This is a genomic window from Paenibacillus sp. 1781tsa1 (genome assembly GCF_024159265.1).
GTDB lineage: Bacteria > Bacillota > Bacilli > Paenibacillales > Paenibacillaceae > Paenibacillus.
In genome coordinates this window covers 3,844,111-3,864,266 of the sequence record NZ_JAMYWY010000001.1, presented here as the reverse complement: position 1 = coordinate 3,864,266, position 20,156 = coordinate 3,844,111, and the positions used below count along the sequence as shown (strand labels likewise).

Here is a 20,156-nt window from a genome sequence, read left to right as displayed (position 1 = left end):
TTGTACGTGAGGCAACATACATCATTCCTATGTACTAATCCATATTTTTACTATTAAAAGAGATTCATCATCAATGATCTTAGTGAGGTTAATATCGATACAGGCTTAATACGAAATGGTGGAGGGTTATCACGCAATGATGAGAAGCTGGTAGAGATGTCCAATGGTTGCACCTGCTTCACATTAGGATGAACTGGCGTGAACTGAAAGATCCTTTTCCGGCGTGGAGTTGACAAAAGAAAAGCATAGGCTAATATCATTAAATAGTAATAATTACGATTAGACAAGAGGAGGCACCAACCATGAGAGTCATTGTAACTTTAGCCTGCACCGAGTGCGGGGACCGCAACTATACAACAACCAAGAACAAACGTAACCATCCAGAGAGACTTGAGATGAAGAAGTACTCCCCACGTTTGAAGAAAATGACGATCCACCGGGAAACCAGATAAAATTTTTTTGTTATTTTTAAATCGTAATATTTACGAAAAGAGGGAAAGACATGATACTATCCTCCATGCGTGATGTTGAATTTGGATATGGCAAAGAGCCAGTCATTGATCAACTGTCGCTGGATATCCATGTGGGAGAGTTCATTGGCATCACAGGTCCCAATGGCTCTGCCAAAACGACCCTGTTAAAGCTGCTGCTGGGGCTGCTCAAGCCCTGGAGCGGCACGATACATATGAATCCGCAGTTGAAACGTGGGAACAACTCCAATATCGGTTATGTTCCCCAGCAGGTGGCATCCTTTAATAGTGGATTTCCCAGTACGGTAATTGAACTGGTTCGGTCAGGGTGTTACACCAGGCTGGGGCTATTCCGCAGATTCACAACAGAGCAGGATGCCATCGTTGAACGCAGTCTGCGTGAAGTTGGCATGTGGGAGTATCGGAATACACGAGTTGGCGAGCTTTCCGGCGGACAGAAGCAGCGGATCTGCATAGCAAGAGCTATGGCAGAGCAACCGCAGGTTCTGGTACTGGATGAGCCTACAACGGGAATGGACCGCCACAGTCGTGAAGGATTCTACAATCTGATGCGCCACTATGCTGATGAACATGGGATCACCATTATTATGGTTACTCACGGGCTGGAAGAAATGGGAGATCGATTGGACCGAACCATTACTCTGGAGCGGCAAGAAAGTGAGGAATGGCAGTGTTTGAGTACGAATTCATGCAACGTGCCTTCTGGGCAGGTGGACTGATTGGAGTCATCGCTCCAATTCTGGGTGTCTATCTGATGCTTAGGCGGCAGGTATTAATGGCAGACACGTTATCCCATGTCTCACTCGCAGGAGTGGCGCTCGGTTCAGTCATGAACCTTAACCCGGTCATCTGCGGATTCGCCATCGCAATGATCGGTGCATTACTGGTTGAACAACTGCGGCGAAGTTACCGAACCTACAGCGAGGTACCTGTAGCGATCATCATGACTTCGGGGCTGGCCCTTGCTGTGGTATTAATGAGTCTCCAAACCAATCTGTCCAAGACCTTCAGCTCATACTTATTTGGATCAATTGTCGCGGTTAGCGATATGCAGTTGTGGTTGATGGCAGGGGTATGTGTGATTGGTGTACTTTTTTTCATTCTGCTACGAAGACCGTTGTATAGCTTTACGTTTGATGAAGAGACAGCTTCCATTGGGGGCGTTCAGGTGAGAGGTTTATCGTTTGCATTTGCCATTCTGACAGGAATGACTGTAGCTTCAGCCATGCCCATTGTCGGTGTGTTGTTGGTTTCTGCTCTCATTGTACTGCCCGCTGCCTTGGCACTGAGAGTGTCTCGTAGTTTTACAGCAGCGATCATTGTCGCAATAATCACTGGATTAATCGGTATTTTTAGCGGACTGACCACATCTTATCATCTAAATACACCTCCGGGAGGAACGATTGCTCTTATCCTGGTAGTCTTCCTATTGACTGGAATATCAGCGCAAAAGCTGATTGCACGATGCAATCGCAAGCGTCACCGTAAAGAAACAAAATCACAGCACGTCATTCTGGTCAACCATTCAAGGAGGAATACATCTCATGAAATTCGGTAAAAAAGCTACGCTCGGATTATTGTTCAGCCTTACACTTATCGTTGCAGGCTGCGGACAAAAATCCGCTTCGGATACAAATGCAAGTTCTACAGGTACCGGTAATACGGTCTCCACAGAGAGTGAAGCTGCAAAATTAAACGTACAGGTCAGCTTCTACCCGATGTATGAGTTCACTAAAAATGTGGCAGGGGATCTGGCTGATGTACATACGCTTGTTCCAGCAGGGATGGAGCCTCATGATTGGGAGCCCACACCACAGGACATTGCCAGTATTGAAAAAGCGGATGTGCTAGTATACAACGGTGCGGGTATGGAATCATGGATGGATCAGGTCACTGGAAGTCTGAGCAATGCTTCGCTCATTCAGGTGGAAGCAAGCAAAGGCATCAACCTGCTTGAAGGTGGAGAGCATGATCACCATCATGAAGATTCGGAGGCAACAGAACACGATCATGACCATGCGAATGGAGCGACTGCAGAGGAACACGACCACGATCATGCGGTTGAAGTCACTACGGAAGAACACGACCATGATCATGACGCTGAGGCGGAAGAAGGACATGGGCACGATCACGGTGGACTGGATCCCCACGTATGGCTGTCTCCTGCACTGGCTGTCAAAGAAGTACGTAATATTGAAGCGGGATTGGCACAGGCTGCCCCGGAACATGCTGAAGAGTTCAAGAAGAATGCAGATGCCTACGTTGCTCAACTGGAGTCACTGGATCAAGACTTCAAGGCGGCTGTGACGGATAGCAAACGCAAGGATTTCATCACACAACACGCTGCATTTGGCTACCTTGCACAGGAATATGGATTGCAACAGGTGCCCATCGCAGGATTGTCACCTGAACAAGAACCTTCGACAGCGCAGATGGCATCGGTCATTGATTTTGCAAAAGAGCATCAGGTGAAGACGATTTTCTTCGAGACTTTGGTGTCATCCAAAGTGTCTGAGACGATTGCAAGTGAAGTGGGGGCCAAGACGGCTGTACTGAACCCGATCGAGGGACTCACCGAGAAAGAGATTGCGTCGGGAATGGACTACATTAGTGTGATGAGACAGAATCTGGAGGCTCTGAAACTGGCACTGAACGAATAATAAAAGATCAGTTTGATGCCTTTCACCGAAAAAGGTACAATAATACAACATGCTGAGGAATGGAGTGCCATTCCTTTGCCTTTTTGCGAAGCAGAGAGCACAGGGATGTGCTCTCTCTTTGTTGATAAGGTGACCGGATCAAGGAGAACAGGAGGACGCATTGGATGAATTTAAATGAAGAACATGAAGTGCTGCTAAGTGAACAGCCTGTCCATCTGTGGAGACGGCGCAAGCTGGAGCTGATGCACTGGACAGAACGTGACAAACATACGGTATCCCCGAAGAAAACGGAGATGTGGAACGGTGTTGAAGTCGATGCCGAGCTCGTGAACGCATTGTCCATACTTCAGAAGGCGGGGGTAAAGACGGAATTTTCATGTGCAGGGGTGAGTCCGCTTGATGAACCTGTCGATCATTCCCTCTATGCTTATGTTACCCTTGTGCAAAGTGAAGTTGCAGATCAATTCGTGCACTACGCGCTCCATCGGATGCGGAATCGACTACTCGTTACGCTAGAGGCCGAAAAAGGCCGCTATGATTTATCTTCTTTTTTCATTGGACACAATCGGAGCTTCTGCTGGTGGATGGAGCACTGCGCATTACAGTTCGGAAGCCGAAACGAATCGAGTGAAAAAAGCGTAGTATAAAGGATAGACATGTTTACTTGAAGGTAAAGGAGGTATGACACGATTGAATAAGTGGGTCAAAACGATACTTTTTCTGCTGGGCTCAGCCTTTCTTACACGATTCATCCCATTCTCGTCCTTGTTCCGCAACCTGGATACGATGATTCACGAATTCGGTCATGCACTAATGACACTGGTATTGTCCGGTAAAGTGCTGCGGATTGAATTATACGCGGATCATAGCGGTGTAACGTATTCGTCCATGCTGACACCAGGCAGATCCATTTTGGTTTCTCTCGCGGGCTATATCAGTGCATCGTTGTTCGCCTGGCTGTTGTTTTACTTATACCGTAAAGGCTTGCACATGTGGGGACTCGGGATTATGACAGCTGTCGCTCTAGTGTCGCTCCTGTTATATGTAAGAGGGGAGTTTGGCATGTTATGGTTGACCGGGTTCATCGTACTTAACGTTGTCATTATGATTTTTGGTGCGAAGATTGTGAAGTTCTATTATCTGCTACTGGCTTTTCTTACACTGGAAGAGTCGGTCGTTAGTGCTGTATACGTTGGAATGATGTCCTGGACCCAACCTTCACGGGCAGGAGATGCGGCGAATCTCGCTCAGCAGACATTCCTTCCGGCGCTATTCTGGGGAACGCTGTTTGCTTTGTTTGCACTATGGTGTGCCAAGGGAGCACTCAGTCTCTTTTTCCGCAAAGAAGGCACTTCGCGATCATCGCGGTCTCGGGGATTACGAAGAGCGTAACGGATATAAAGGCATACCAAGCAAAGAAGGCACTTCCCTTTCTACCTGAAGGGAGAGTGCCTTCTGCTTTTGGACTTACATCGGATATAAAGGATATAAAACACACGGAATCTAATCCCCTAGATTATCCCATAACACGTAAAAGTAATAAACTTCTTCCATGATCGCCTTGTCATCCTCTGCTGCAACGCCGCCCTTGATCCGAGCAAGGGTGCCCAGGATATCATATATCGTTTCACGTTCCACACTGAACTGAATGCGGTTTACGATTTTATCCCAAGCCTGCATGGCGTAATTAATTTGAGACTTGGCTTCAGTCCATTTTTTGCCCTCAACCTGTTTCTCCAGCATTTGTATAGATTCAAGCAAGCGATCATCAGTGCCAAAGGGCTTTTTGAGAAAGGATCCGCTAGCCATAACTGCAACGAACACAAGAATGAGGCAGATCGGAAGCACATATAGCAGCCAGAAACGCGTTTTCATTCAACCGCCTCCTTGATGTAAAGAGTTTAGAAAGGTCCCTCATAATCGCCCATATCGATTTTTTCAGTGATTTTATCCTTGAACAGATCCACATACAATTTGTCATTGGGCAATATGGCGGCAAAAGCGATATCCTGTATCGTGATCTTTTGCTTTTTCAGCTGCTCGCTGAGCCAGTTGATATCCTTGTTTCGTTCTTCCAGATTTTGCTTAATCAGAAGTCCGTCAATAATGATTTCTGTCATGAGCTTACTTTTTGGCGGGTGCATATGCATGTCTTTTGCGGTTACCGGTTGATTCTCAGGTTTCAAAACGACCGAGAGGCTACCATCCGGTTCAAGAATGGCATAGTCTAGCGTCGTAATATCAAATACATCTTTTTGCCTTAGCATCATGGTCAACTCGTCAAATTTGACTCGCATTTTACTCAGGTTCTGTTCGAGAATTTTACCGTTCTGGATGATCAATGTGGGGTCAGAGTCCATTAGTTTGGAGATGGTACGATTCTTCAGTGTAATATACTGAAAGATGATCGTAATGATTGTGAAAATGGTCAATGCCACAAAATGAATCCACGCTTTGGAGGAAAGATCAGTTGCAAAAGTTCCCGCAATGGAACCGATTGTGATGCCGTTAATGTAATCAAAATACGTCAAGTTACCCATCTGCTGTTTGCCCAGCACCCTTGTGTAGATGATCAGGGTCAGGAAGGCAATAATAGACCTTACTGCAACAACCCATGTTTCCTCCATCATATATGTATCACCTTCCTTTACTTCTCCGTTGCACTATAACAAGCTTTTCCTAGGCTGGGTAATCTTATGCTTGAACACAAAAAACCGACACATGGATAAGTATTCCAAGTATCGGTTTCAACAATTACCTATATGAGTTGAACTGAATCATTTACATCTAAGGAAGATGAAAGAAAAAACTTTGAAAAGGAAGCACTCGCCTTTATCGTTATACACCAGAGTACGCCATAAATCCGCCATCTACCGGAATGACTGTGCCAGTCACGAAGCCTGACTGTCTTTCATCCGCAAGCCACATCAATGTGCCAAGCAGATCTTCCGGTTTGCCGAAGCGGCGCATGGGTGTATGCGCAATAATTTTACTGGAACGCTCCGTAGGTGAGCCGTCTGGTTGCAGTAATAGATTACGGTTTTGCTCGGTCAGGAAAAATCCGGGTGCAATAGCATTGACACGAATACCCGATTCGGCAAGATGAACGGCGAGCCACTGCGTGAAGTTGTTAATTGCTGCCTTCGCAGCGCTATACGCAGGAACTTTCGTCATGGGCGATGGGGCGCTCATGGAAGAAATGTTAATGACAGTGGCAGGAACATCACGCTCTATCATATGTTTTGCAAAAATCTGAGTGGGGATGAGAGAACCGACAAAATTCAGATCCATCACCTGACGAAATCCCTCTACACTTACATCGAAAAATGTTGTGACATCGCTTTTTTCCAGATCTTCCAATCTGAAAATTTCATTCGTGGTGTTGGCACTGGCGTTATTGCCACCGGCGCCATTAATAAGAATATCACAGGGTCCAAGCTGTTCCAGCACAGAATCAGCCGCCGCTTGCACACTATCGGCCTGGGTTACGTCACAGGCAACAGCAATCGCTCTGCCACCCGCAGCTTCAATTGCAGCTACAACTTCTTGCCCCTTGGACACGGTACGGTTCAGAATGGCTACAGCTGCACCGTGCCGAGCGAGTTCTTCTGCCATGGAGCGGCATAATACCCCAGCACCTCCGGTGATTACAGCCGTTCTGCCTTCAAGACGAGAGGAGCGTTCATATTGGTGTTCACTCATGCTTTTGCCCTCCTTTGCAGGGAATCCCAGACACCCCAGAGATACATGATCCCCAAAGCCCTGTCATAGAGTCCATAGCCAGGTCGGCACTGTTCTCCCCAGAGATGACGACCATGGTCGGGTCTTGCATAACCTTCATAACCGATATCGTGATAAGCCTCAACAACCCCTGCAATATCAACACTGCCATCCTGACTGCGATGTGAGGTTTCGATAAAGTCTCCATTGTCGTAGATTTTGACATTACGAATGTGGGCAAATGGAATCCGATCCTTGAACTCGTGTATCATCCCGATAATGTCATTATCCGCATTCGCTCCCAAAGAGCCGCTGCATAGCGTCACGCTATTATAAGGGCTATCATATAGATTCAGATATTTTCGAACATTCTCCTGACTCGTAATAATCTTTGGTAATCCAAAGATTGGCCATGGCGGATCATCCGGATGGATGGCCATTCGAATTCCCAGCCGTTCGGCTGTAGGAATAATCTCTTGCAGGAAATAACGTGCATGCTCCCACATATGATCCTCGGTTACATCCTTGTAGGCTTCAAACAGACCTGTTAAGTACTGCAATCGTTCCGGTTCCCAACCTGGCATGGTGAGTGCGGAGTTTTCGGTAATTCGACGAACCAGTTCAAGGGGTTCTATATCTGCGAGTTTACTGTGCTCATAGAAGAGGGCAGTTGAGCCATCCTCCATTTCCTTGTGCATATCCGTGCGCAGCCAGTCGAAGATTGGCATAAAGTTGTAACAGATGACCTTCACACCAACCTGAGCCAGTTTCTCCATCGTTTTAATATAGTTCGCAATGTATTTATCCCTTGATGGCAGCCCCAACTTGATATCCTCATGGATGTTCACACTCTCAACGACATCCAGATGTAACCCGGACTTGTCCGCTGCTGCTTTGACAGCGAGTATCTTGTCCATTGGCCATTCCTCTCCAGCAGGAACATCGTGCAGTGCCCACACAATACCTTCTACACCCGGAATCTGCCGGATATGATCCAGCGTTACCGTATCATTGCCTTCGCCAAACCAGCGAAAAACCATTCTCATCCCGTTCACCTCATCATGAATAGTAGTAAGAAAAATGCAGTCATTGAAAATAGGAAGGATATGTATCCTGCAGGACAGCCAAATCGGTAACAGTTAAATGCAAGTGTTCCTGCATCAGTCGCTCTGCTGTGTCGGCATCATGCTGCTGAATGGCCTTGACCATGGACCGGTGCTGTTCAATCAAGTGATCCCACTGATGATCCGAGGACAGGCGTAACATGCGACTACGATTCAAATGTACATTCATCTGCTGGATAACAGTCCAGATGTTGCTTTTATTGCAGCCTGCGAAAAGAGTGCTATGGAATTCCTCATCCAATTGGAACATTCGTTCATCATCCGGTTTGACCCTGCATTCCTGTTGCCACGCAAGGTTCTGTTCAAGAGCTACCATCTGTTCCTTCGGAAAGTTCTCGCAGGCGAGCCTGATTACGGCTCGTTCGAGCTGTTCACGCATGAACCGTGCTTCCTCAACGAGATCGACCTGAATTAGAGAGACGTAAGTGCCACGCTGTGGGTACACTTCAAGCAGACCTTCCTGAGCAAGTCTTACAAAACTCTCTCGAACAGGTGTCCGGCTGACCTGAAACTCCAGCGAAATTTCCTTCTCAGAAATAGCTGTTCCCGGAGGCATCTTCAGACTTAAAATGAGTTTTTTCAGCGTGAAGTAAACGACATCTCGGGTTGAGTAAGATTGCTTATTCATGAAAGACATACTGCTCGCAACAGGCAACAAACCGGCTTTGGATGATAACTTTGGGGTATATTCCACAATTTCAACTCCTTCATTGACATACTACCATACTTGTATGGTAGTATGGAAGCGCTTTATCGGCATTATATTAAATTTAGTTGATGGTTACTTGCAGTTCAAGGGAGTAAAGAGTACAATTCAGTTTATTAGGTTCTAATGTTTAAACCAACAGACATCAAATGGGGAAAACACACAAAAAAATATTGAAAAAGAAATCGTATAGAGGTGAAAACCATGGGACAAAAAGCAATTAGCGTTTTTCAAACCTGTATCCCGTTATTTCAGGTGTTAAGTGACAACCATCGTCAATCCATTTTGCTGACACTCACCGAGAAGGGAAGAATGACGGTGAATGAAATTACTGAGCACTCCAGCCTATCCCGGCCAGCCATATCTCATCATCTCAAGCTGTTGTTAGAGAAGGGGCTCATATCTGTGGAACAGAAGGGCACACAGCGCTATTATTCGGCTTCATTGAATAAATCGGTGGAACTTCTGAAGGAACTAGTAGCTGCTTTGGAAGAAGAGTGTCTTTAAATTAATAATGATAAAACATGCTTTTGCATGTACCTTATAGGTTCGTAAGTTTAAACGCTTAATCAATACTAAACAGAGGAGTATGTATATATGACATCGACTATACAGGAAGTAACCAGTCAGGAAGTTGAACTGATTTTGGAACAGCAACGACAATTCTTTCATTCCGGGGCTACACGATCAGCAGAAGTCCGAATTGCCCGTCTGACCCAACTCAAGCAGGCGATTCAAAAGTATGAAACCAGACTGACAGAAGCTTTATATCAGGATTTGGGCAAAAGTGATTTCGAATCCTACACAACCGAGATCGGATTTATGATGGACAGCATCACACACACCATTCGTAAAGTGAAGAAATGGGTGAAACCCGTTAAAGTGAAAACGCAAGTGGCACTCCTGGGTTCCAAAAGTGTTATTATACCTGAACCCTATGGAGCCGTTCTAATCATCGGACCGTTTAATTATCCTTTTCAACTCTTAATCGAACCATTGGTAGGTGCGATTGCAGCAGGTAACACAGCCGTGCTCAAAGCGTCAGAGAATACACCTGCGGTGTCAGCGGTTGTACGTGAAATGATTGCGAGCGTGTTCGAACCAGCATACGTACAAGTGCTTGAAGGTGCCAAAGACACAACGACAGCGCTGATTAATGCGCCTTTCGACTATATCTTTTTTACAGGCAGTGTACCGGTAGGCAAGATTGTGATGGAGGCAGCTGCCAAAAATCTCGTTCCCGTTACGTTAGAACTGGGTGGCAAGAGTCCGGTCATCGTTGATGAACAGGCGGATATCAAAGTAGCTGCGCAGCGCATTATATGGGGCAAACTGCTCAATACAGGACAGACCTGCATCGCACCCGATTATTTGCTTGTGCATGAGCGCGTGAAGGAACCGTTAATTACGGAGATGAAAGCAGCGATCGTGTCCTTCTTTGGTTCGGATATCCAGCACAACAAGGACTATGGGCGAATCGTGAACAAGGGACATTTTAAACGTCTGACAACTCTGATTGAACGGGATCAGGCCAAAGTGATATATGGGGGAGCTTCGGATGAGCAAGATCGTTTCATTGAACCTACGCTGATTGATGCAGAATCATGGGATGCAGCTACAATGGAAGATGAGATATTTGGACCGATTCTGCCGATCATCAGCTACCGTAACCTCGATGAAGCCATTGTAGAAATCGTAAAGCGGCCGAAACCACTCGCCTTGTATCTGTTTACTTCAGACACCCAGATTCAGGACAAAGTGCTGCGGGAAGTTTCTTTTGGAGGTGGCTGCATTAACGATACCATCACACATGTTGCGAATCCGCGTCTGCCATTTGGCGGTGTTGGTCATTCCGGTGTTGGTTCGTATCATGGGAAGTATAGCTTCGAAACGTTCTCCCATCTCAAAAGTGTACTGAAAAAAAGCACCAAACTGAATCTGCCGATTCTGTATCCCCCGTATGATAACAAGCTGAAGCTGATTAAACGTTTGTTGAAATAACACTTCATATAAATACAGAGAACATCTTGAATCAAATTATGCAAAAAGTTGAATCAAGCCGAAAAGCCTGCTACTGGACCTTATTCCAGAGCAGGCTTTTCCTGTCGGTAACGGGATGGTGACATGCCGGACCAGCGCTTGAATTGACGACTGAAATGGGCAATATCCTTGTAACCAAGCATGACGGCAATATTCTGAACGGACAGCTTCGGATTGCCCAGAAGAAGCTTCGCTTCATGCAAAACCAACTGGGACAATACAGCACGGGGAGACTGACCGAATACCTGCTTGAACACGCGATTACAGTGAGAAGAACTGATGCCCAGCTCTGCTGCAATATCATCAATGCCATAGTGACCGTTGGATTCGTGTCCCTGTTTGAATTGCTGACTCATCAGGCCTTGCAATCGATTGCGAATCTGGTGGGCGAGTTCGATCTTTTCATGTCCGTCGGTAACCCATTGTGCTGCCTCTTGCGAGACCGCCTCCCACAGATGGCCAAATAGTTCGAATACTGCAGATTGCAACTGCATACGCTGCACCATCGTATTTGCAGTTTCATCATCAGCAGATGACATTAATTTGCGTAAAACCGGCTCAATTTGCTGTGTAACCGGACTATCCGCGCTGAATCGTACTTGTTTGATGCGTGCCAGCAACGATAGGAACAACTGATCATCAATATCAAAGTGCATACAAAAATACGTGAATCCCTTGCAGTTATGGCTCTGACTGGAATGAATGCTTCCCGGAGGAATCAGGAGCAGTTCACCCGCCTTTTGAATATATAGGGTACCGTTCACCATCATGCGTTGCTCGCCTTCGGTAACATAATTCAGTTCATATTGAGGGTGCTCATGCGCCGGATAATCCCAGTCCGTACCAACACTTCGTAAATGAATGGCGAACAGATTGACGGTTGTTTGCACATCTGGATAAAAAATCTCATGGACACTTTCTCCCAAAGTAGGAGGCAAGTACGTTGAAGACATGAAAGACCCTCCTTTATTAGAGGTTGTTCAAAAAGTGCGATTTTGATTACGAATGATGCCTAGTGGCATCATCAGCATCGAATATGGAATTCAGCCGAAATAAGCGGGAGGCTTACGAAGTATGTTTCCTTCAGAAACATTGCGGTTGCTCACGTAGTTTTCCCTACGCTCCGCTACTCCATTTCTAGCTTCATCCCATCTTCTTGGTACTGAAAACCACTCTTTTTGAACATGCACTTATATTAAATGCAATGATTCTTTGTAACCGCTTTAATCCATTATAGTCTATCAGCTTGATTTGGGTAAATATCCGATTGATTTGATCATGGTCTGAGGTGGAACCACGTGTTAGGATGGGGCTAATGAAAACGCATGCAAACTATTTTGAGAGGGGTTATGATTCGTGAGCACATCCAAATCCATCTTTTATAATGCACATCACGCACCAATTGGTGCTTTTGCGAGTTTTACACTGGGTTACAAAGGAGCCAAAGGCGGGCTGGGTCTTGAACTCGGCAAACCGGCAGACCAGAATGTATATATTGGATTACAATCTCGTGATGGAGAGAATTATCAGGCGCTTCCTTTTTATGAAGCTTCCGAGGATGAGAGCAGCCGCTATGATGTAGAGAAGTTGGAGAATGGGGACACGGCGTCCACAACAGCGTCCCAAGTTCCACAACCTCTTATTGCGGCTTTTCGTGATGAAGAGATTACCCGTGAATTCACCTCAGGTACGGATACATGGACTGCAGGAGATCTGACATTCCGTATCTACACGCCTGTACGTCCGGTACCTGATCCAACGAGTGGAGATCGAGAAGCTTTAATGGATGCTCTCGTACCTGCCGTATTGGTTGAGATGACGATTGACAATACACAAGGTCAACAAGCACGCAAAGCCTACTTTGGTTATCAGGGAAATGATCCGTACTCTGCGATGCGTCTGATTGGGGGACCGGAAGGTGGCTCCATCACAGGTGTGGGACAAGGTCGACTTACAGCGATTATGTCGGCAGATGACGGACTGTGGCCCGCACGCGGATTCACGCTGGAGAAACTCTTGCAGGAGAAACATCGGGATAATCTGGCATTTGGACTTGGCTCAACCGCTGCACTACTGATGGAAGTGCCGGCTGGAGAGAAACGTACGTATCAATTCGCAGTATGTTTCTATCGCGGGGGCATTGTGACAACCGGAATGGACACAACGTATTGGTATACGCGCTACTTCTCCGATATTCAGGCAGCAGGAGAGTATGCACTACAACGATTCAGTGAGTTGACCGCATCCTGTGGAGAGGTTGAACAGCGCCTTGGAACGGCTGCTTTGACTGAAGATCAATCATTCATGCTTGCTCATTCCATTCACAGCTATTTTGCCAGTACTCAATTGCTGGATGCCGATGGCGAGCCACTCTGGGTGGTGAACGAAGGTGAGTATCGGATGATGAACACACTTGATCTGACGGCCGATCAGTTGTACTTCGAGCTTGCCTTGAATCCATGGACGGTGCGTAATGAGCTGGAGTGGTTTGTCAAACGATACAGTTACACGGATCAGGTTCGTTTCCCGGGGGAAGAAAAGTTACATCCGGGCGGAATTACCTTTACCCATGATATGGGTGTTGCCAACGTGTTCTCACGCTCTGGATACTCGGCATATGAGCTGGTTGGCATTGACGACTGCTTTTCACAGATGAGCCACGAGGAACTGGTGAACTGGCTCTGCTGTGCGACAGTATACATTGAACAGACACAGGATCAAACGTTTGTGAAAAACATGCTGCCTGTTATCCAGAATTGCTTCGAAAGTATGCTTAATCGTGACCATCCTAACGCGGAGCAGCGTAACGGTCTAATGGGTCTCGATAGCAGTCGAACCCAAGGTGGAGCGGAAATTACGACTTACGACAGCCTGGATGTGTCACTGGGTCAGTCTCGCAATAATATCTATCTGGCGGGTAAATGTTGGGCGGTCTATGTTGCATTGGAGAAGCTGTTCGCAACGGAGAAGTTGGCGGATCTGTCACATCAAGCAGGGATTCAAGCGGATCGCTGCGCAGCCAGTATTGCTGCACAGTTGACGGATGGCGGCTACATTCCAGCTGTTATTGCAGAAAATAATGATTCCCGAATCATTCCGGCGATTGAAGGTCTGGTGTTCCCTTACTTTACAGGCTGTGAAGCAGCGTTGGATGTCAATGGTCGTTTTGGACCTTATCTGAAAGCACTCCAAACTCATCTGAAGACGGTTCTTGTACCGGGAACATGTCTGTTCGAAGATGGAGGCTGGAAACTGTCTTCAACAAGCAATAACTCGTGGCTGAGCAAAATCTATCTGTCCCAGTTTATCGCTAGAGAGCTGCTGGATGTGGAATGGAATGAGACAGGCAAGGCAGCAGACGCGGCTCATGTCAACTGGCTGCTGCATCCGGAGGAATCGTACTGGTGCTGGAGTGACCAGATCCTGTCTGGTGTAGCGGTTGGCAGCAAGTACTATCCGCGTGGTGTAACGTCGATTCTATGGCTACTCGAAGGAAAAGGGAATCGCCTTGCGCAGATCTATGCTACCAAGGAGGCGGTACAATGAACCAATCTGTCATTCAATCTGCCTTGTCAGGTCCACAGTATGATGCGTGGCTGGGATATCACTCCGAATTGCCAAAAGCGAATGGAATTGCCTATAAGAAGGCTCCTGCGTGGAGCAAGCTGATTCTGGCGGAAGAGAACCATGGAGTAATCACAACAGCGCTGACCGAACTTTCACGGGGACTGGAGAAGTTGTATGGCGTGAAGCCCTCGGTCAGTCAGCTGTCTGATGCTCAGCAAAGTGAGCGGCACAATCACGATTCCGCTCCCGCCATACGAATCGGTACTTGGACAGGGAGCACTTCGGTGGCTGCGTCGTTCAGTGAGACAGAGCGTTCAACTGTTCAAGAAGAAGGGTACATCATTCGTGAGAACGAGACCGAAGGTGTACTGGTCATTGGATCAGAGACTTCCCAAGGTGTATTGTATGGTGCATTCCATCTGCTTCGGGAACTGACAATGGATCAAGGGAGTACAAGTGAGGCGGATGGCGCTGTGAGTAAATGGAGCTTCATTACAGAGCAGCCTACCAATGCGCTACGGATGATTAATCAATGGGATAACGTGGACGGCAGCATTGAACGTGGTTACGCAGGAGACTCCATTTTCTATGATAACGGGGAATTCACACTGGACTTGGACCGCATCAGGGACTACGCACGCTTGCTCGCTTCGACGGGCATCAATGCTATATCGATCAATAATGTCAATGTACACCGCCGTGAGAGCCTGTTTCTGACGGAACGTTATCTTAGCGATGTGGCGAAGGTTGCTGCTGAATTCAGAGCGTATGGTATTCGATTGTTCCTGAGCGCCAACTACGCGAGTCCAATCGAGATTGGTGGATTACGTACGGCAGATCCGCTGGATGCACAGGTACGGGAATGGTGGAACATTCAAACGGCCAAGGTGTACGCAGCGATTCCGGATTTTGGCGGTTACCTGATCAAGGCAGACTCCGAGAACCGTCCAGGACCGTTCACGTATAACCGTGATCATGCTGATGGTGCAAACATGTTGGCTGAAGCCCTTCGTCCATTCGGTGGATTGGTCATCTGGCGTTGCTTCGTCTATAACTGTAAGCAGGACTGGCGGGATCGTTCCACTGACCGTGCACGTGCAGCATATGACCACTTTACGCCGCTGGATGGGCGTTTTGCCGAAAATGTCATTTTGCAGATCAAGAACGGGCCGATGGACTTTCAGGTGAGGGAGGCGGTATCCCCGTTGTTTGGCGCCATGGAAAATACGAATCAGGTGATTGAATTCCAGATTACACAGGAATATACCGGGCAACAGCGTCATCTCTGTTATCTGGTTCCCCAGTGGAAAGAAGTACTGGACTTTGACACATACGCCAAAGGCGAAGGTTCAGAGATCAAGCGCATTGCGGACGGTTCTCTGTATAAACGACCTCACAGTGGCTTCGCCGCAGTATCCAACATTGGTGCAGATGCCTGTTGGACAGGACATCCCCTCGCGCAGGCGAATCTGTATGGATACGGAAGACTTGCGTGGAATCCGGAGCTGTCGGCGGAAGAGATTGCCGATGAGTGGGTCAGACTGACATTTGGACATGAACACGAAGTTGTGCGCCAGGTTACGGGGATGCTTTTGACTTCATTAGATATCTATGAGAATTATACTGCGCCTCTCGGTGTGGGTTGGATGGTTAATCCGGAACATCATTATGGACCGAATGTAGATGGATACGAGTATTCCAAATGGGGGACGTATCACTTTGCCGATTGTCATGGCATTGGTGTAGATCGAACCGTGAAGAGCGGCACAGGGTATACCTCGCAGTATCATTCTGAGAATGCCGATCGTTATGAGTCCTTGGACACCTGTCCGGATGAGTTAATCCTGTTTTTCCATCACGTGCCATACACCCATGTTCTGCATTCTGGTAAAACGGTCATTCAGCATATTTATGATACACACTTTGAAGGTGTTGCACAGGCGGAGGGGTTAGCCGAGACATGGAGACAGCTGGAGGGAAAAATTGACCCGGTCATTTTCAGCAAAGTTGCTTCATTACAGGACAACCAAGCCGAACATGCGAAGGAATGGCGGGACATGATCAATACGTACTTCTATCGCAAGAGCGGAATTGCGGATGAACAAGGTCGAATAATCTATTAATTGGTGATGTGAAGAAAGAAGATACCTTGTTTTCTTTGATGTAGAATAGACAGCATGGACATACATGAGGAGGAGATAGGTATGGGACAACATCAACTGCCCGAGACCATGAAGGCCGCGGTCATGACAGAGCCAGGACACATCATTATTGAGGAACAACCCGTCCCGCAACCGGCAGCGGATGAGGTGTTAATCCAGGTGATGGCTGTCGGGGTGTGCGGCTCGGATGTGCATTATTTTGAACATGGACGCATTGGCAGATTTGTGGTGGAAAAACCGATCATTCTGGGTCATGAGTGTGCGGGGATCATTGCTGCTGTTGGCTCGAACGTATCACGTCTGAAAACAGGGGATCGGGTTGCTATTGAGCCCGGGGTGACTTGCGGACGTTGCACGGCATGCAAGGAAGGTCGCTATAACCTGTGCCCGGAAGTACAATTTCTGGCGACCCCTCCGGTGGATGGGGCATTTGTACAATACATGGTGATGCGTGAAGATATGGTGTTCCCGATTCCGGATCATCTGTCCTATGAGGAAGCAGCTATGAACGAGCCATTCTCTGTTGGTATTCACGCTGCACGCCGTAGCAAGTTGGCTCCGGGTACAACGCTGGCGATTATGGGCATGGGTCCCGTTGGACTCATGGCCGTGGCTGCTGCCAAATCTTTTGGTGTAGAGAAGATCATTGTAACGGATCTGGAGGAAGTTAGGCTGGAAGCGGCTCGCCGCATGGGTGCCACTCATGCCATTAATGTGCGGAATGAAGATGCGCTTGCTGTGATTCGCGGGTTAACAGGTGGTGTGGGTGTCGATACCGCATGGGAAACAGCGGGCAATCCAAAGGCGCTACAATCCGCTCTGTACTCACTTCGACGCGGAGGCAAACTTGCGATTGTGGGTCTGCCTGCACAGGATGAGATCGCACTCAATGTTCCATTTATCGCGGACAATGAAGTTGATATCTATGGCATATTCCGTTATGCCAACACGTATCCGGCAGGTATTGAGTTCCTGAGCTCCGGTCAGCATGACGTAATGTCCCTGATTACGGATCGTTATTCGCTTGAAGAGACACAGCAGGCGATGGAGCGTGCATTACACAATAAGAGCGGTAGTCTGAAGGTCATGGTATATCCGAACGGCAGATAAGAACAACTTGTAAGAGTCCGGCAGTTCAGGACTCTTTTTTGTTTATTTTTTTGCAAAAAAAGTATGGGTCAAGCTCCCATAACATGGTATAATTCATGAAGATTTTAATATATAAAACGATACACACCATAATGGTGAATAAGTACTTAGCGAAAGGAACTGAAGGTTGTGAGAGTACATGAATTTATGATTCACGCTGATTTTCATCGGGATGATCTGATGTCGGTATCTTCTCAAGCGTCACGTTTTTCCTCGGATATTATTTTGTCGTATATGGAGTCTGAACATGAGCATCGTGTAGATGTCAAAAGCCTGCTTGGAATGGCGTTACTACCCATTCGATATGGTAGTGTTGTCAGATTACAGACAAGGGGCAGGGATGAACTGGAAGCTTTGGAGTACATGTTGAATGTACTGGAGAAAGGGACGGCGTGACACCTGATGACGTGCAAAATCACAGATATCATAATTTTTTCAGCTATTCCTCAAATCCTGCTGGTACTTTGTCCAAAAAAAGAGTATAATAAAATTTAGTTTGATTCTAAAGAAGTACCCATATTAAAGGAGTGTAAATAGATTATGCCAAAAGTTGACATCCATCCAAAGACACAACTCGTAATTTTTTACGATGCAAGTGCTGATTTCAAATTCCTGAGTTCTTCCACGAAGTTCTCTAACGAAACTATGGAATGGGAAGACGGTAACTCTTACCCAGTAATCCGTGTGGACACTAGTTCCGCATCCCACCCGTTCTTTACTGGTAAACAAAGAAACGTGGATATCGGTGGCCGTGTTGATAAATTTAACCGTAAATACAACATCAACAAATAAGTTTGTCCATACATTACAAGAAAACCTCGGGATTCGTCCTGAGGTTTTTTTTGTGTACATATTTAGGGTAAACCTTGAGATTTTTAATTAGTATTTATATAGAGATAACCATCCGATTAAAAATTAATTCAACCAATTATTGCGCTTACAACACATTCGGATGTACACTAGAAAACAGAGTTAGAACATATGAAGGAGGAAATAGAGATGAGCAGCATTACACATATGGTAACGTTTACACTATACGCAGGTAAAGATACACCGGAGGCAGAAGCCTTTTTGAAGGAAAGTTCGGATGCACTGGCTGTCATTCCTGGGGTAGAGCAATTTCGGGTTCTGAGACAGGTAAGTGAGAAGAATGAATTTGACTACAGCTTCTCTATGGTCTTTGCGGATCAGGCTGCGTATGATGCATACAACAATCACCCGGTTCACCGTCAATATGTAGAAGAGCGTTGGGAAAAGGAAGTCAGTCGCTTCCAGGAAATTGATCTAATCCAGCATAATCATTAATATTCTCTACATATAGGGAAGAAAGCTGAATTACCATATACAGCATTGAACAATGCTGTATACTTCTCTTAATAATGCGTAATTATCGAGAGACTATAGCGTTATCCGAAATCGTTTTCGAAGAAATGAAAACAAGGAGGTTTTTGCTGTTATGCAATTGGATCTCACCGGAAAAACAGCTCTGGTTACAGGCGCAACCGGACAACTTGGGAGAGTGATCGCACGCACGTTGGCCAACTGTGGAGCCAATCTGGCTCTACATTACATAAATAATGATACCAAGGCTCGGGAGCTTCAGGGTGAGATTGAAGCACTTGGTCGTAAGGCTGTAATTGTACAGGGAGATATTACCAAGCAGGATACGGCATTTCGGATGCGTGATGAAATTCATCCTGTCCTCGGCGGTGTGGATATCGTCGTTGCCAATGCGGTCATTCAATATGAATGGACAACGGTGTTGGAACAGTCTCCTGAAGATTATTTGAGCCAGTTCGAGTCCTGTGTTATGCAAAGTGTATATCTTGCCAAAGCTTTCATTCCACATATGCAAAACGTCAAAGCCGGCCGCTTTATTGGCATTAATACCGAATGTGCGATGCAAAACTTCGCTCATCAATCTGCTTACACCGCTGGTAAGCGTGGAATGGATGGCGTATACCGCGTGCTTGCCAAGGAGGTTGGCGAGTATCAGATTACCGTAAACCAGGTTGCACCTGGATGGACAATTAGTGAACGTGATCGCTCCAGTGAGCCTGGGCACGATGAGGCATACACTCGTACCGTACCGCTGAAGCGCAGGGGTGAAGACCAGGAAATCGCCAATGCGGTCGCTTTTCTTGCTTCGGATCTGTCCTCATTTATCACTGGTGCCTATATCCCGGTAAGTGGTGGAAATGTGATGCCTGCCATCTAGTGTCCAACTGGATTTGGTTGGAAATCCATATGAAATACGAATAAATTGAGTTCAACCATAAAGAGGATGTCCCATAAGTCATGAATATGACGGGGGCATCCTCTTTGCAATTTTTATTTTGTTTTAATGGACCTGACACACGCTACTCGCCCCCATTTGCCCAGATCTGAGATCTAACGAATCACAGAGACGCAATTTCGTCGATTCACTGGATTTTTTAGGTTTGGAAGCCCGTTTATGACTAAATAGCGTTGCTAAGGTTCGTTAAATTTTGCAACCGATGATCATCTGCCTTTTAAGATGCGGTATGTTCGTTAGC

Annotated in this window: 21 protein-coding genes and 1 pseudogene; 16 read left to right on the top strand and 6 right to left on the bottom strand. The window is 46.7% G+C overall.

Translation table 11 applies throughout. The features are described from left to right. Nucleotides 1–66 precede the first annotated feature (66 nt). The 7 genes and pseudogenes from NKT06_RS16945 to NKT06_RS16915 form a co-directional block, all read left to right on the top strand. Nucleotides 67–186, top strand: a pseudogene (locus tag NKT06_RS16945) (GTP-binding protein); the annotation flags it as partial. 116 nt (nucleotides 187–302) lie between these two features. Beyond that, entirely contained in the window at nucleotides 303–452 is a 150-nt protein-coding gene (gene rpmG / locus NKT06_RS16940; protein WP_036613813.1) for a 50S ribosomal protein L33, read from the top strand. Between the two features lie 50 nt (nucleotides 453–502). Further along, nucleotides 503–1,210 carry a metal ABC transporter ATP-binding protein gene (locus NKT06_RS16935; protein WP_253436826.1) on the top strand — a complete coding sequence of 236 codons (708 nt, stop codon included), beginning with the start codon at nucleotides 503–505 and terminating at the stop codon, nucleotides 1,208–1,210. Continuing rightward, nucleotides 1,156–2,049, top strand: a complete 894-nt coding sequence (locus tag NKT06_RS16930) for a metal ABC transporter permease (RefSeq protein ID WP_253436823.1) — start codon at nucleotides 1,156–1,158, stop codon at nucleotides 2,047–2,049. Before NKT06_RS16935 ends, NKT06_RS16930 begins: the two co-directional genes overlap by 55 nt. Further along, entirely contained in the window at nucleotides 2,036–3,151 is a 1,116-nt protein-coding gene (locus tag NKT06_RS16925) for a metal ABC transporter solute-binding protein, Zn/Mn family (protein ID WP_253436820.1), read from the top strand. Before NKT06_RS16930 ends, NKT06_RS16925 begins: the two co-directional genes overlap by 14 nt. 164 nt (nucleotides 3,152–3,315) lie before the next feature. Continuing rightward, nucleotides 3,316–3,798, top strand: a complete 483-nt coding sequence (locus tag NKT06_RS16920; RefSeq protein WP_253436817.1) for a hypothetical protein — start codon at nucleotides 3,316–3,318, stop codon at nucleotides 3,796–3,798. Between the two features lie 43 nt (nucleotides 3,799–3,841). Beyond that, nucleotides 3,842–4,543 (top strand): M50 family metallopeptidase, encoded by a 702-nt coding sequence (locus NKT06_RS16915; protein ID WP_253436814.1) that lies wholly within the window; start codon nucleotides 3,842–3,844, stop codon nucleotides 4,541–4,543. A gap of 111 nt (nucleotides 4,544–4,654) precedes the next feature. On the opposite strand, the gene NKT06_RS16910 is transcribed toward NKT06_RS16915, so the two are convergent. The 5 genes from NKT06_RS16910 to NKT06_RS16890 form a co-directional block, all read right to left on the bottom strand. Then, complete coding sequence (locus NKT06_RS16910) at nucleotides 4,655–5,026, bottom strand: DUF4363 family protein (RefSeq protein ID WP_253436810.1); 372 nt, start codon at nucleotides 5,024–5,026, stop codon at nucleotides 4,655–4,657. Nucleotides 5,027–5,052: 26 nt separating this feature from the next. Further along, nucleotides 5,053–5,781, bottom strand: coding sequence for a DUF421 domain-containing protein (locus NKT06_RS16905; RefSeq protein WP_083684362.1), 729 nt, complete (start codon nucleotides 5,779–5,781; stop codon nucleotides 5,053–5,055). A gap of 208 nt (nucleotides 5,782–5,989) precedes the next feature. Further along, nucleotides 5,990–6,853 carry an SDR family oxidoreductase gene (locus NKT06_RS16900; protein ID WP_253436806.1) on the bottom strand — a complete coding sequence of 288 codons (864 nt, stop codon included), beginning with the start codon at nucleotides 6,851–6,853 and terminating at the stop codon, nucleotides 5,990–5,992. Next, entirely contained in the window at nucleotides 6,850–7,917 is a 1,068-nt protein-coding gene (gene uxuA / locus NKT06_RS16895; protein ID WP_253436802.1) for a mannonate dehydratase, read from the bottom strand. The genes NKT06_RS16900 and uxuA overlap by 4 nt, the downstream gene beginning before the upstream one ends. Before the next feature lie 40 nt (nucleotides 7,918–7,957). Next, a complete protein-coding gene (locus tag NKT06_RS16890; protein WP_253442619.1) occupies nucleotides 7,958–8,632 on the bottom strand; it encodes a GntR family transcriptional regulator in 675 nt (224 codons plus the stop codon). Nucleotides 8,633–8,905: 273 nt separating this feature from the next. Between NKT06_RS16890 and NKT06_RS16885 the strand changes: the two genes are divergently transcribed. Both NKT06_RS16885 and NKT06_RS16880 read left to right on the top strand, forming a co-directional pair. Next, nucleotides 8,906–9,208, top strand: a complete 303-nt coding sequence (locus NKT06_RS16885; RefSeq protein WP_253436799.1) for an ArsR/SmtB family transcription factor — start codon at nucleotides 8,906–8,908, stop codon at nucleotides 9,206–9,208. Nucleotides 9,209–9,298: 90 nt separating this feature from the next. Continuing rightward, nucleotides 9,299–10,702, top strand: a complete 1,404-nt coding sequence (locus NKT06_RS16880; RefSeq protein WP_253436796.1) for an aldehyde dehydrogenase — start codon at nucleotides 9,299–9,301, stop codon at nucleotides 10,700–10,702. Between the two features lie 80 nt (nucleotides 10,703–10,782). Here the strand turns inward: NKT06_RS16880 and NKT06_RS16875 are convergent, their stop codons facing one another. After that, nucleotides 10,783–11,694, bottom strand: coding sequence for an AraC family transcriptional regulator (locus tag NKT06_RS16875; RefSeq protein WP_253436793.1), 912 nt, complete (start codon nucleotides 11,692–11,694; stop codon nucleotides 10,783–10,785). 403 nt (nucleotides 11,695–12,097) lie between these two features. Here NKT06_RS16875 and NKT06_RS16870 point away from each other — a divergent pair, with 403 nt between their 5' ends. From NKT06_RS16870 to NKT06_RS16840, 7 genes are all read left to right on the top strand, one after another. Continuing rightward, entirely contained in the window at nucleotides 12,098–14,287 is a 2,190-nt protein-coding gene (locus NKT06_RS16870; RefSeq protein ID WP_253436790.1) for a glycoside hydrolase family 52 protein, read from the top strand. Next, nucleotides 14,284–16,431 carry an alpha-glucuronidase family glycosyl hydrolase gene (locus tag NKT06_RS16865; RefSeq protein ID WP_253436787.1) on the top strand — a complete coding sequence of 716 codons (2,148 nt, stop codon included), beginning with the start codon at nucleotides 14,284–14,286 and terminating at the stop codon, nucleotides 16,429–16,431. The genes NKT06_RS16870 and NKT06_RS16865 overlap by 4 nt, the downstream gene beginning before the upstream one ends. A gap of 81 nt (nucleotides 16,432–16,512) precedes the next feature. Then, nucleotides 16,513–17,580, top strand: a complete 1,068-nt coding sequence (locus NKT06_RS16860) for an NAD(P)-dependent alcohol dehydrogenase (RefSeq protein WP_253436784.1) — start codon at nucleotides 16,513–16,515, stop codon at nucleotides 17,578–17,580. Nucleotides 17,581–17,748: 168 nt separating this feature from the next. Then, nucleotides 17,749–18,015: an HPr family phosphocarrier protein gene (locus NKT06_RS16855; protein WP_026081056.1), complete on the top strand. Its 267-nt coding sequence runs from the start codon at nucleotides 17,749–17,751 to the stop codon at nucleotides 18,013–18,015. Nucleotides 18,016–18,159: 144 nt separating this feature from the next. Beyond that, nucleotides 18,160–18,411 (top strand): type B 50S ribosomal protein L31, encoded by a 252-nt coding sequence (locus NKT06_RS16850; RefSeq protein ID WP_062834756.1) that lies wholly within the window; start codon nucleotides 18,160–18,162, stop codon nucleotides 18,409–18,411. A 207-nt stretch (nucleotides 18,412–18,618) separates the two neighbouring features. Then, entirely contained in the window at nucleotides 18,619–18,924 is a 306-nt protein-coding gene (locus NKT06_RS16845; protein WP_253436781.1) for a Dabb family protein, read from the top strand. Between the two features lie 151 nt (nucleotides 18,925–19,075). Continuing rightward, on the top strand, nucleotides 19,076–19,837 hold the full coding sequence (locus tag NKT06_RS16840) for an SDR family NAD(P)-dependent oxidoreductase (protein WP_253436777.1): 762 nt from the start codon (nucleotides 19,076–19,078) through the stop codon (nucleotides 19,835–19,837). Nucleotides 19,838–20,156: the final 319 nt, after the last annotated feature.